At 70.3% G+C, this 13,835-nt stretch carries 5 protein-coding genes; 4 read left to right on the top strand and 1 reads right to left on the bottom strand.

The features are described from left to right. Positions 1 to 2,710: SpoIIE family protein phosphatase (locus ABT360_RS29850; protein ID WP_351823230.1), on the bottom strand; the 2,710-nt coding region annotated here is incomplete at its 3' end. A 284-nt stretch (positions 2,711 to 2,994) separates the two neighbouring features. On the opposite strand from ABT360_RS29850, the gene ABT360_RS29845 reads away from it, so the two are divergent. From ABT360_RS29845 to ABT360_RS29830, 4 genes are all read left to right on the top strand, one after another. Further along, positions 2,995 to 8,598, top strand: a complete 5,604-nt coding sequence (locus ABT360_RS29845) for a hybrid sensor histidine kinase/response regulator (protein WP_351823227.1) — start codon at positions 2,995 to 2,997, stop codon at positions 8,596 to 8,598. Positions 8,599 to 8,842: 244 nt separating this feature from the next. Then, positions 8,843 to 9,523 (top strand): response regulator, encoded by a 681-nt coding sequence (locus ABT360_RS29840; protein ID WP_351823224.1) that lies wholly within the window; start codon positions 8,843 to 8,845, stop codon positions 9,521 to 9,523. Positions 9,524 to 9,662: 139 nt separating this feature from the next. Beyond that, on the top strand, positions 9,663 to 12,479 hold the full coding sequence (locus ABT360_RS29835) for a DNA translocase FtsK (RefSeq protein WP_444852348.1): 2,817 nt from the start codon (positions 9,663 to 9,665) through the stop codon (positions 12,477 to 12,479). 206 nt (positions 12,480 to 12,685) lie between these two features. Next, complete coding sequence (locus ABT360_RS29830) at positions 12,686 to 13,549, top strand: helix-turn-helix domain-containing protein (RefSeq protein ID WP_351823218.1); 864 nt, start codon at positions 12,686 to 12,688, stop codon at positions 13,547 to 13,549. The last annotated feature ends 286 nt before the right edge of the window (positions 13,550 to 13,835 follow it).

The raw sequence follows: 13,835 nt of genomic DNA, 5'->3' as shown, positions 1-13,835 counted from the left end.
CACCCCGATGCAGACGGCGGCGGCAATGCTGGGCGGCGGGGCGCGGTGACGACCTCCTCGGTCCACAGGAGCGCCCCGGGACGCGCATCGCGAGGATGGCCATGTCGTCGGAAGGCGGTTCCGCGGCGAAGCGTTCGACCGCGCGCATGATGCGGGCGGTGACCGCGCCGGCCGTCAGGCCCGTACATGTGGTGAGGACTTCGGCGAGGCCGTCGTCGCCCAGCATGCGGCTGCCCTCGCGGCGCTCGGTGACGCCGTCGGTGACGCACAGGAGGACATCGCCCGGGTCGAGGGTGACCGTCTGCTCGTACAGCTCGAGGTCGTCCATGACGCCGAGGAGCGGCTGCGGTTCGGCGGCCGGTTCCACCGTGCCGTCCTGGCGGAGGCGCAGCGGGAGCGGGTGGCCGGCACAGACGACCTTGAGAAGGGCGCTGCCGTCCTCCTGGGGCCACAGCTCGCCGTACAGGAGGGTGAGGAAGCGGCTGCGGGCGCCCTCGTCGAGGATCGCGGCGTTCAGGCGCTCCAGGACCGCCGGGCCGCCGAAGCCCTCGCGGGCCAGGAGGCGCAGGGCGTGGCGGGCGAGGCCGGTGACGGCGGCCGCTTCCGGGCCCGTACCGCACACATCGCCGATGGCGAAGCCGTACGCGTTGTCGCGGATCGGGAAGAGGTCGTAGAAGTCGCCGCCGACCTCGTTGCCCTCGCCGGCAGCGCGGTAGATGACGTCGACCTCGACGCCGGGGATCTGGGGGAGACCCGGGGGCAGCAGGCTGCGCTGGAGGGACTGGCTGATGGCCATGCGCTCCGAGTACAGCCGGGCGTTGTCCAGGGCGAGGGCGGCCCGGCGGGAGAGGTCCTCGGCGAGCTCCAGGATCTCCTGGCGGAAGTGGTCGTCGGAGGGCTTGCCGAGGGTCAGCATGCCGATGACGCGGTTGCGGGCGACCAGGGGGAGGACGACGGTCTCGCCGCCCACCGCGGCGGCCGTGGCCAGCGTCGTACCGATCCCTGAGGAGACGGGGGAGGAGGCGAGGCCCAGCTCGCGCATGGAGGTGCGCAGGGCCGCTTGGTGGGCGGCGTCGGCGGGTGCCGTCCAGACGCGGGCCCCGGGGGACGGGACCGGCTCGGGTGGGGCGATCTTGGACAGGAGGGCCTTGAGGCCGTCGATGCGCTCCTCGTCCTCGTGGAGGACGTAGGAGAGGTACGGCTCCGAGGTCGGGTCGGCGATCGTGTAGACGGCGCACCAGGTGGCCAGGGTGGGGACCGTCATCTGGGCCATCAGGGCCAGGGTCTGGTCGCGGTCCAGGGTGCCGGCGAGCAGGTCGGAGGCCTCGACGAGGAAGCTGAGGGAGCCGCGGCGGAGGCGTTCGAGCTCGCCGAGGCGGGCGGACTCGACGGCCAGGGCGATGCGGTCGGCGGCGAACTGGAGACGGAGGGCCTCCTCGTTGGAGTACCGGCCCGCGGCTTCGGCGGCGACGCCGAGGGAGCCGGTGAGGCGGCCCTCGACCTTGAGGGGGACGGTGACCACGGAGCGCATGCCGGTGCCGTTGAGGAGCGGGACGGAGCCGGGGACGGCGGAGAGGTCCTCGTGGACGGCGGGCATGCGGGCGGAGGAGTAGCGGCCGGTGCCGGCGGCCTCCACGGGGACGCGGGCGAAGCGCTGGCGGGCTGAGGGGAGGCCGGTGGTCGCCCGTACCTCCAGCTCGGTCTCGTCGTCGGTGGCGAGCAGGAGGAAGGCGGCGTCGCCGTCCAGCATGTCGCGGGCGCGCTCGACGGTGCGCTGGAGGAGGCCGTCGAGGTCGTCGGGGGCGGGGGAGCCGATGAAGACCTCGAAGGGGTCGGTGGTGCGGCTCTCGTTGCTGGAGTCCACGGGGGTGCGGGGCGGGGACTGGAGCACGGCTCGTTCGTAGTCCCGTACCAGGAGGCAGACCGTGGACGGCTCGCCTTGGGTGTCGCGGACGCGCAGGTGGGAGGCGTAGACGGGGATGACCCGGCCGTCGGTGCCGCGGATGCCGTAGCTGCCCTCCCAGCGGGAGAGGCGGAGGGCCTCGGCGATGCCGGTGCCGATGCCGGGAGTGTGCGGCCAGGCGGCGAAGTCGCCCAGCGGCTTGCCGAGGACCTGGTCGGCCGCGTATCCGAAGAGGTGCTCGGCGTCCTCGTTCCATGCGGTGATGGCGCCGCTGCGGTCGATCTGGGCGACGGCGACCCGGACCCGGTCGTCGGCGACGGGGAGGAGGTCGGTCGGCAGGACGGGGCCGGCGGAGCGGGTGCCGACCGGGCGCTCAGGAAGATCGAGCTGGAACCAGACGTGTTTGCGGGTGGGGGAGTACTCCACCCCCCAGCGGGAGGCCAGGGCGGCGCACAGGAGCAGTCCGCGGCCGTTCTCGCTGTCCGGATTGCTCAGGGACCGGCTGGTGCCCTGGAGGGGGACCTCGCGCTCCGGGTAGCGGTCGGCGACCTCGATGCGTACGCCGTTCTCCGTGCGCAGGCACAGGACGTCGGCGGCCGTGCCGGCGTGGATGACGGCGTTCGTCACGAGTTCGCTGGTCAGGACCACGGCGTCGTCGACGACGTCGGTGTACCCCCAGCCTTGGAGGGTGTCCCGGACGAAGGCCCGGGCGGTCGCCACGGACCGTCCCACGGGTTCGAAGGTGGCGGCCGCCCGAGCGGTGATCACAGAACTCCTCGTACACGTCTCGACGCCCGGCTCTGCCATGATCGGCCCTGCCCCTCCCCGGTGCCCGGTGGTCGTACAGCGTCGCGCCGCCCCTGCCGGGCGGACCGGGGCGGTTGGACAGCCGGATGCCAGGTTACTTACCTTCGCTGTCCGGGCGGATGGTGGTCACCGCTGTTTCCGTCCCCCGAGGACGGGGACGTTATGCGAAGCTGCCGAACTGTTATGGCCTGGTTCTGTCGTGGTGAAACACTGGGAAGGCTTCCCGCGGCAGTGGGAAGCGGCAATGCCCGAGCAGTACGGTCAACCCCTTCGGGAGGGACACGGTGGAGTCTGGCGTGACGGCGCGGGGCGGTAGCACGCGCGCGAAGGGCGGACGGCCCCGGAGTGGTGGGACCGTCGAGGTGGACGCCGCTGCCCTGGACCGGCTGCTGGCGGCCCTGGTGTCGATGCGGGACGGTAATTTCCGCAGGCGGCTGACCGTGACCGGTGACGGGGTGATGGCGGAGATCGCCGCCGTCTTCAACGAGGTCGCCGATCGGAAGCTGCATCTGACCGGGGAGCTGTCCCGGGTCCGGCGGATGGTCGGGCGGGAGGGCAAGCTGTCCGAGCGGCTGGAGGTCGGGGCCAGCGAGGGCGCGTGGGCGCAGGCCATCGAGGCCGCGAACGCGCTGGTGGACGACATGACCCGGCCGGTCTCCGAGGTCGGTCGGGTGCTGTCAGCGGTTGCGGAGGGTGACCTCGACCAGCGGATGGAGTTGCGTTCGGAGGGTGCGGACGGGTCGGCGCGGCCGCTGCGGGGGGAGTTCCTCAAGGTCGCCCGTACGGTGAACAACCTGGTCGACCAGTTGTCCGCGTTCACCGACGAGGTGACGCGGGTGGCGCTGGAGGTCGGTACCGAGGGCAAGCTGGGTGGCCAGGCGCAGGTGCGCGGTATGTCGGGTTCGTGGAAGGACCTGACCGACTCGGTCAACACCATGGCGTACCGGCTGACCGCTCAGGTGCGGGACATCGCCCTCGTGACGACGGCGGTCGCCAAGGGTGATCTGTCGCGGAAGGTCACCGTCCATGTGGCCGGTGAGATGCTCCAGCTGAAGAACACCGTCAACACGATGGTGGACCAGCTGTCGTCGTTCTCCTCCGAGGTCACGCGGGTGGCGCGTGAGGTGGGTACGGAGGGTGAGCTGGGCGGCCAGGCCGAGGTGCCGGGCGTGGCCGGTGTGTGGAAGGACCTGACCGACTCCGTCAACACGATGGCGGGGAACCTCACCTCCCAGGTGCGCGGTATCGCCGAGGTGACGACGGCCGTCGCGAACGGCGACCTGTCGCAGAAGGTGACCGTGAGCGCACGGGGCGAGGTCGCGCAGCTGGCGGACACGATCAACCAGATGACCGAGACGCTGCGTACGTTCGCCGACGAGGTGACGCGGGTGGCGAGCGAGGTCGGCGCCGAGGGGCTGCTGGGCGGTCAGGCGCAGGTGCCGGGTGCGGCGGGGACGTGGAAGGACCTGACCGACTCGGTCAACACGGTCTTCCGGAACCTGACCACCCAGGTGCGGGACATCGCGCAGGTGACGACGGCGGTCGCGAACGGTGACCTGTCGCAGAAGGTCACCGTCGATGTCGCGGGTGAAATGCTGGAGTTGAAGAACACCGTCAACACGATGGTGGACCAGCTCTCGGCATTCGGTTCCGAAGTGACCCGTGTGGCGCGGGAGGTGGGCGTCGAGGGCCGGCTGGGCGGTCAGGCCGAGGTGCCGGGTGCGGCGGGGACGTGGAAGGACCTCACCGACTCGGTGAACACGGCGTTCCGCAACCTCACCGGCCAGGTGCGGGACATCGCGCAGGTGACGACGGCGGTCGCGAACGGTGACCTGTCGCAGAAGGTCACCGTCGATGTGGCCGGTGAGATGCTGGAGTTGAAGAACACCGTCAACACGATGGTGGCGCAGCTGTCGTCGTTCGCCGATCAGGTGACGCGGATGGCGCGGGACGTGGGTACGGAGGGGCGGCTCGGTGGTCAGGCGCGCGTACCGGGGGTCTCCGGTACGTGGAAGGAGCTGACCGACTCCGTCAACTTCATGGCCGGCAACCTGACCTCGCAGGTGCGTCAGATCGCGCAGGTGACGACGGCCGTGGCGCGGGGTGACCTGTCGCAGAAGATCGACGTGGACGCGCGGGGCGAGATCCTGGAGCTGAAGAACACCATCAACACGATGGTCGACCAGCTCTCCGCGTTCGCGGAGCAGGTGACCCGGGTGGCCCGCGAGGTGGGTACGGACGGGCGGCTCGGCGGACAGGCGCAGGTGCCGGGTGTCGCCGGTGTGTGGCGCGACCTGACGGACTCGGTGAACGGCATGGCCGGGAACCTCACCGCCCAGGTGCGGAACATCGCGCAGGTCGCCACCGCCGTGGCGCGCGGTGACCTGTCGCAGAAGATCGACGTGGACGCGCGGGGCGAGATCCTGGAGCTGAAGAACACCCTCAACACGATGGTCGACCAGCTCTCCAACTTCGCGGAGCAGGTGACCCGGGTGGCCCGCGAGGTGGGTACCGAGGGCATCCTGGGCGGTCAGGCGGAGGTGCAGGGCGTCTCCGGCACCTGGAAGGACCTGACCCAGTCCGTCAACTCGATGGCGAACAACCTCACCTCCCAGGTGCGCAACATCGCCGAGGTGACCACGGCCGTCGCGAAGGGCGACCTGTCCAAGAAGATCACCGTCGACGCCCGGGGCGAGATCCTGGACCTGGTGACCACCGTCAACACGATGGTCGACCAGCTGTCGAACTTCGCCGACGAGGTGACGCGCGTCGCCCGTGAGGTGGGTACGGAGGGCATCCTCGGCGGTCAGGCCCGGGTGCGGGGCGTCACCGGCATCTGGAAGGACCTGAGCGACAACGTCAACGTGATGGCCAACAACCTGACCTCGCAGGTGCGGAACATTTCCCGGGTGTCGTCGGCCGTCGCCAACGGCGATCTGACCAAGAAGGTGACGGTCGAGGCGCGCGGCGAGGTCGCCGAGCTGGCCGACACGGTCAACACGATGGTGACGACGCTGTCCTCGTTCGCCGACGAGGTGACGCGAGTGGCGCGCGAGGTGGGTACGGAGGGGGAACTGGGCGGTCAGGCCCGGGTGCCCGGTGTCTCCGGTACGTGGAAGGACCTGACCGAGTCGGTGAACTCGATGGCGTCCAACCTGACCGGTCAGGTGCGGCAGATCGCCACGGTCACCACCGCCATCGCCAAGGGTGATCTCACCAAGAAGATCGACATCGATGCCCGTGGTGAGATCCAGGAGCTGAAGAACACCATCAACACGATGGTCGACCAGCTGTCGTCCTTCGCGGAGGAGGTCACCCGGGTCGCCCGCGAGGTGGGCACGGAGGGCATCCTCGGCGGCCAGGCCCGCGTACGGGACGTGGACGGCACCTGGCGCGACCTGACGGAGTCGGTGAACGAGATGGCCGGGAACCTCACCCGGCAGGTGCGCGCCATCGCGGCCGTCGCCACGGCGGTCACCCGCGGCGACCTCAACCTCAAGATCGATGTCGACGCGGCGGGCGAGATCCAGGTCCTTCAGGACAACATCAACACGATGATCGCCAACCTGCGTGACACCACCCTCGCCAACGAGGAGCAGGACTGGCTCAAGGGCAATCTGGCCCGGATCTCCGGTCTGATGCAGGGCCGGCGCGACCTCGACGACGTGGCCTCGCTGATCATGAGCGAGCTGACCCCGGTCGTCTCGGCGCAGCACGGCGCGTTCTTCCTGGCGATGCCGACGGGTGCCGGCGGCGAGATCGGGGCGGACGAGGTCGGCTCGTACGAGCTGGTCATGCGCGGCAGCTACGGCTACTCGTCCGGGGCGATGCCCACCTCCTTCCGGCCCGGCGAGACGCTGATCGGTACGGCGGCCGAGGAGAAGCGGACCATCCAGGTCAATGTGCCGCCGGGCTACCTGAAGATCTCCTCCGGGCTCGGTGAGGCGGCCCCGGCGCATGTGATCGTGCTGCCGGTGCTGTTCGAGGGGAAGGTCCTCGGGGTGATCGAGCTGGCGTCGTTCCAGCCCTTCACCCAGATCCAGCGCGATTTCCTCAACCAGATCGCCGAGATGATCGCGACGAGCGTCAACACCATCAGCGTCAACACCAAGACCGAGGTGCTGCTGAAGCAGTCGCAGGAGCTCACCGAGCAGCTGCGGGAGCGGTCGGCCGAACTGGAGAGCCGCCAGAAGGCGCTCCAGGACTCCAACGCCGAGCTGGAGGAGAAGGCCGAGCTGCTGGCGCAGCAGAACCGCGACATCGAGGTGAAGAACACCGAGATCGAAGAGGCGCGGCAGGTGCTGGAGGAGCGGGCCGAGCAGCTCGCCGTCTCCATGCGCTACAAGTCCGAGTTCCTGGCGAACATGTCGCACGAGCTGCGTACGCCGCTGAACTCGCTGCTCATCCTGGCGAAGCTGCTGGCGGACAACGCGGACGGGAACCTGTCGCCCAAGCAGGTCGAGTTCGCCGAGACGATCCACGGAGCGGGCTCGGACCTGCTCCAGCTGATCAACGACATCCTGGACCTGTCGAAGGTCGAGGCGGGCAAGATGGATGTCAGCCCGACCCGGATCGCGCTGGTGCAGCTCGTCGACTACGTGGAGGCGACCTTCCGGCCGCTGACCGCGGAGAAGGGGCTCGACTTCTCGGTACGGGTCTCCCCGGAGCTTCCCGCCACGCTGCACACCGACGAGCAGCGGCTGCTCCAGGTGCTGCGGAACCTGTTGTCGAACGCGGTGAAGTTCACCGACAGCGGGGCGGTCGAGCTGGTGATCCGGCCGGCCAAGGCGGACGTGCCGCAGTCGATCCGCGAACAGCTGCTGGAGGCCGGTTCGCTGCGTGACCCGGAGGGTGACCTGATCGCCTTCTCGGTGACGGACACCGGGATCGGGATCGCCGCCAGCAAGATGCGGGTGATCTTCGAGGCGTTCAAGCAGGCGGACGGTACGACCAGCCGCAAGTACGGCGGTACGGGCCTGGGGCTGTCGATCAGCCGGGAGATCGCCCGCCTGCTGGGCGGCGAGATCCACGCGGCGAGCGAGCCGGGCCGCGGCTCCACCTTCACGCTGTACCTGCCGCTGCACCCGAGCGAGCTGCCGCCGCAGGGCTACGGGCACGGGCCCGGCGCGGAGCTCCACCCGGGCGCCGAGGAGGGGGCGCTGGACGTGCACGGGCTGCCCGCCTCGGGTCCCGGTCCGGAGCGCTCGGAGCGGCGCTCGGGCGCCGGGGCCCTGTTCCGGCACCGCCGGAGGGCGGCGCTGGGCGCGGCGGACCAGCGGACCGCGCTGCCGGGTCACCCCGTCCAGCCGGGTCAGGCGGGTCAGGCGGGTCAGGCGGGTCAGGCGGGTCAGGCGGGTCAGGCGGGTCAGCCCGCCGGAGCCATGGGGACTTCCGGGGCGGCGGGTGGCGCCGGGGCGTCAGGGGCTGCTGGGGCCTCGGGTGGCTCCGGGGCGTCGGACGCGTGGGCGGCGGCCGGGCAGGAGGCGAGCGAGCCGAGGCGCAGTTTCGAGTTCCACGGCGAGAAGGTGCTGATCGTCGACGACGACATCCGCAATGTCTTCGCGCTCACCAGCGTGCTGGAGCAGCACGGGCTGTCGGTGCTGTACGCGGAGAACGGCCGTGAGGGCATCGAAGTCCTGGAGCAGCACGACGATGTGACGGTCGTACTGATGGACATCATGATGCCCGAGATGGACGGCTATGCGACGACGACGGCGATCCGCCGGATGCCGCAGTTCGCCGGTCTGCCGATCATCGCGCTCACCGCGAAGGCGATGAAGGGCGACCGGGAGAAGGCGATCGAGTCGGGCGCTTCCGATTACGTTACGAAGCCGGTGGATCCGGATCATCTGCTCTCGGTGATGGAGCAGTGGATGAGCGGAGAGTGAGCGGAAAAGGGTGGAAACCTGACGAGTTGCTGACTGACTGTGGTCGAAAGCGTGTGAGAGGGCGGTATTCGGGGAACCTTCTGGTCGCCCACCGCGTTTCTGCTACGTGCACAGTGACATCGCGGTGACAGGGTGTGGTGACAGGCGGGGTGCGGCTACCATGACCGGCACAAGGACGGACGGCGCAAGGGAGTCGTCCCCTGGGGCGGCGCCCGGCCAACTGCCGGGGCGAGGAGGACGGGCCATGGTGCAGAAGGCCAAGATCCTCCTGGTCGATGACCGACCGGAGAATCTGCTGGCGCTGGAGGCCATCCTCTCTGCGCTCGATCAGACGCTGGTGCGGGCATCGTCAGGGGAGGAAGCACTCAAAGCGCTGCTGACGGACGACTTCGCGGTCATTCTGCTGGACGTCCAGATGCCAGGTATGGACGGTTTCGAGACCGCCGCGCACATCAAACGTCGGGAACGGACACGGGACATCCCGATCATCTTCCTGACGGCGATCAACCACGGTCCGCACCACACCTTCCGGGGGTACGCGGCCGGGGCCGTCGACTACATCTCCAAGCCCTTCGACCCCTGGGTGCTGCGCGCCAAGGTCTCGGTCTTCGTCGAGCTGTACATGAAGAACTGTCAGCTGCGCGAGCAGGCCGCGCTGCTACGGCTCCAACTCGAGGGTGGCGGCCAGGGCGGAGCCGTCAAGGAGTCCGCAGGTCTCCTGGCGGAACTCTCCGCGCGCCTCGCGGCAGTTGAGGAGCAGGCGGAGGCGCTGTCCAAGCAGCTCGACGACGACTCGGCGGACGCCGCGGCCGTCGCCACCGCCGCGCACCTGGAGCGCAAGCTCACCGGGCTGCGCAGGGCGCTGGACGCCCTCGAACCGGGCGCGGGCGGCGGCGGCTCGCACACGCTCCCGGCGCAGAACTGACCGTTAGCCACGGGAAAGGTGGCACGGGCAGCCTGTCGGTTGAGCGGGCGTCAGCTCCGCGCCCTTTCCTGGACGACACGAACGGGTGAAGCGGTGGGCACACGTGTCCACCGCGCCCCACACCGGTAACCTCACCACCATGGCCTCACGTACGTCCGGCAAGGGTTCCCAGGGCACGGCGGGCACCGCGAAGCCGCGCGCCGGCCGTACAACTGGCGCTGCGAACGCGGCAAAGGCCGCCGCGGGGAAGCCTCCCGTGAAGAAGACCGTGCCCGTGAAGGCGGCGAAGCCCGCCGCCAGGGGCGCGAAGAAGGCGCCCGCCAGGAGGGCGCCCGCGAAGAAGGCCGCGCCCAAAGCGGCACCGTCGCCGACCGCCGGCGTCTACCGGCTGGTGCGCGCGCTGTGGCTGGGCCTCGCGCACGCGGTCGGCGCCATGTTCCGGGGCATAGGGCGCGGCGCCAAGGGTCTCGACCCGGCGCACCGCAAGGACGGTCTCGCCCTGCTGCTGCTCGGCGTCGCCCTGATCGTGGCCGCCGGCACCTGGGCCAACCTCAAGGGTCCGGTCGGCGACCTGGTCGAGATGCTCGTGACCGGTGCCTTTGGCCGGCTCGACCTGCTCGTCCCGCTCCTCATCGGCGCGATCGCCATCCGGCTGATCCTCCACCCCGAGAAGCCCGAGGCCAACGGGCGGATCGTCATCGGGCTGTCCGCGCTCGTCATCGGCGTACTCGGCCAGGTCCACATCGCGTGCGGCTCGCCCGGGCGGGACCTGGGCAGCGAGGCGGTGCGGGACGCGGGCGGCCTGATCGGCTGGAGCGCCTCCAAGCCGCTGATCTTCATGATGGGCGAGGTGCTCGCCGTACCGATGCTGGTGCTGCTCACCGTCTTCGGGCTCCTCGTCGTGACGGCCACGCCCGTCAACGCCATCCCGCAGCGGCTGAGGGCGCTCGGCGTGCGGCTGGGCCTCGTCGAGCCCGGCGTACGGGACCTGGGCGAGGACGACGAGAGGTACGACGACCAGTGGCGCGAGGCACTGCCCGCCCGGTCGCGGCGGGCCGGTGCGCAGCCCCGCGTGTACGACCCCGAGGACGCCGAGGAAGAGGCCCTCACCCGCCGCAGGCGGCCCCGGAAGGCCGCTGCCGCCCCCGCCGCTCCGGACTTCGACCGGCCCATGGATGCCGTGGACGTCGCCGCGGCCGCGGCAGCGTCGCTGGACGGTGCCGTGCTGAACGGCATGCCGCCCTCGCCGCTGGTCGCCGACCTGACGCGGGACGTGACCGGCGACCGCGAGCAGGACGTGCAGAAGGCGCGGGGCGGCCGGGGCGGCCGTCCGGCCCGGGGCGGTGACGCCGGCTCCGTACCGTCCGCGCGGGAGGCGGAGACGCCCGGCGGTCTCGTCCCCGACCTCACCAAGCCCGCTCCCGTGCGCGACGAGCCCGAGGGCTTGCCGGCGCGTGCCGAGCAGCTCCAGCTCGCCGGGGACATCACGTACGCCCTCCCGTCGCTGAACCTGCTGGAGCGCGGCGGCCCCGGCAAGACGCGCAGCGCGGCCAACGACGCCATCGTCGCGTCGCTGACGACCGTCTTCTCCGAGTTCAAGGTCGACGCGGCCGTCACGGGCTTCACGCGCGGCCCGACGGTCACCCGGTACGAGGTGGAGCTCGGCCCGGCCGTGAAGGTCGAGCGGATCACGGCGCTGACCAAGAACATCGCGTACGCCGTCGCCAGCCCCGACGTACGGATCATCTCGCCGATCCCGGGCAAGTCCGCCGTCGGAATCGAGATTCCGAACACCGACCGCGAGATGGTCAACCTCGGCGACGTGCTGCGCCTCGCGGACGCCGCCGAGGACGACCACCCGATGCTGGTCGCGCTCGGCAAGGACGTCGAGGGCGGCTATGTGATGGCCAACCTGGCGAAGATGCCGCACGTCCTCGTCGCCGGTGCCACCGGCTCCGGCAAGTCGTCGTGCATCAACTGCCTGATCACCTCGGTGATGATAAGGGCGACCCCCGAGGACGTACGGATGGTGCTGGTCGACCCCAAGCGGGTCGAGCTGACCGCGTACGAGGGCATCCCGCACCTGATCACGCCGATCATCACCAACCCCAAACGGGCCGCCGAGGCACTCCAGTGGGTGGTGCGGGAGATGGACCTGCGCTACGACGATCTCGCGGCGTACGGGTACCGGCACATCGACGACTTCAACGCCGCCGTACGGGCCGGGAAGGTCAAGCCGCCGGAGGGCAGCGAACGCGAGCTCCAGCCGTATCCGTATCTGCTGGTCATCGTGGACGAGCTGGCCGACCTGATGATGGTCGCGCCGAGGGACGTCGAGGACGCGATCGTCCGCATCACCCAGCTGGCCCGGGCCGCCGGCATCCACCTGGTGCTCGCCACCCAGCGGCCGTCGGTCGACGTCGTCACCGGCCTGATCAAGGCGAACGTCCCCTCCCGGCTCGCCTTCGCCACCTCGTCGCTCGCCGACAGCCGGGTCATCCTGGACCAGCCCGGCGCCGAGAAGCTCATCGGCAAGGGTGATGGCCTTTTCCTGCCCATGGGGGCCAACAAGCCCATCCGTATGCAGGGCGCCTTCGTCACCGAGGAAGAGGTCCAGGCGGTCGTACGGCACTGCAAGGACCAGATGGCGCCGGTCTTCCGGGACGACGTCACGGTCGGTACGAAGCAGAAGAAGGAGATCGACGAGGACATCGGCGACGACCTGGACCTGCTGTGCCAGGCCGCCGAGCTGGTCGTCACCACACAGTTCGGCTCGACGTCGATGCTCCAGCGCAAGCTGCGCGTGGGCTTCGCCAAGGCGGGCCGTCTGATGGACCTGATGGAGTCGCGGAACATCGTCGGGCCCAGCGAGGGGTCCAAGGCGCGGGACGTCCTGGTCAAACCGGATGAGCTGGATGGAGTACTCGCCGTCATCCGTGGGGAGTCGGAGTCGTAGGACTCTCGCTCGTTAGGAAACCGTGAGCAACCGTTTCCCCCTCTCGTACGTCAAGTTGGAGGGAGAGACGGAAAATAGATGTCCGTCCCCAGGACGCGCTGCCATTCCGATGGCGTACAAAGTGCGTCCGCCCGGTTGCCCCACCCTTTCGTACCACCCATAGACTGAACCTCCAGCAGGTGGTTACACGCTCGAAAGGCGCCCTCGTGTCCATCGGCAACTCCCCCGAAGACGACCGGCCTTCGAACCTCGACGCCCCGGATGTCCAGGATGTCCAGGACGCTCCCGAGGACGACCGGCCCTCGATCGGCCGTGCGCTCCAGCAGGCACGCATCGCCGCCGGCCTCACGGTCGAGGAGGTCAGCACCTCCACGCGCGTCCGCATCCCGATCGTCCACGCGATCGAGGAGGACGACTTCTCGCGATGCGGCGGCGACGTGTACGCCCGTGGCCATATCCGTACGCTCGCGCGTGCGGTCGGTCTGGATCCCGCAGCCCTGGTCGAGCAGTACGACGCCGAGCACGGTGGCCGCCCGGCACCGACGCCCGCCGCACCGCTGTTCGAGGCCGAACGCATCCGCCCCGAGCGCCGGCGGCCCAACTGGACCGCCGCCATGGTCGCCGCGATCGTCGCGGTGATCGGCTTCGTCGGCTTCACCCTGTTCAACGGTGAGGGCGGCGGCTCCCGGAGCAACAACGTCGCCGAGGGCCCGGCCCCGGCACAGAAGCCCACCAGCAAGCCGAAGCCTCCCAAGGTGGTCGCCCCGCCGCCCGCGCCGTCGGAGAGCGCCATCGCCGCCGCCCCCAAGGACAAGGTGACGGTCAGGCTCACCGCGACCGACGACAAGAGCTGGATTTCGGCCAAGGCGCGCAACGGCAAGCTGCTCTACGACGGGCTGCTGCTGAAGGGCGACACCAAGACGTTCCAGGACGACGAGCGGCTGGACCTCATCCTGGGCAACGCCGGAGCGATCGAGATCTTCGTGAACGGCAAGAAGGTCGAGGACGAGTTCGAGACCGGCCAGGTCGAGCGCCTGACGTACACGAAGGGCGACCCGCAGGTCGGCTGACGGGCGTGGGGGGCGCCGGGGCGGCATGGGCGGGCGGGGCGCGGTGGCCCTGGGGTTCGGTTCGTCTCCGGGCGCGGGCGTTGGGTCCCGGTTCGTTTCCGGGGCGGGCGCCTGGCTCGGTTCGCTTGCTGGTGCTGGTGCTGGTGCTGGTGCTGGTGCTGGTGCTGGTGCTGGTGCGGATCGGGCGGCGCGTCCCGGGCTGCGGGGCCGGGTGGGGGCGCTGGGCCGATCGGCCGGGGTGCCCGGACGGGCTGCGGGCCGCTGGGCCGGTCCGTACGGGGGCCGG

This window comes from Streptomyces sp. NPDC000229, from assembly GCF_040300825.1.
Taxonomy (GTDB): Bacteria; Actinomycetota; Actinomycetes; order Streptomycetales; family Streptomycetaceae; genus Streptomyces.
Note: the sequence above shows the minus strand (reverse complement) of the source record. Positions and strands in the feature narration are given on the sequence as shown.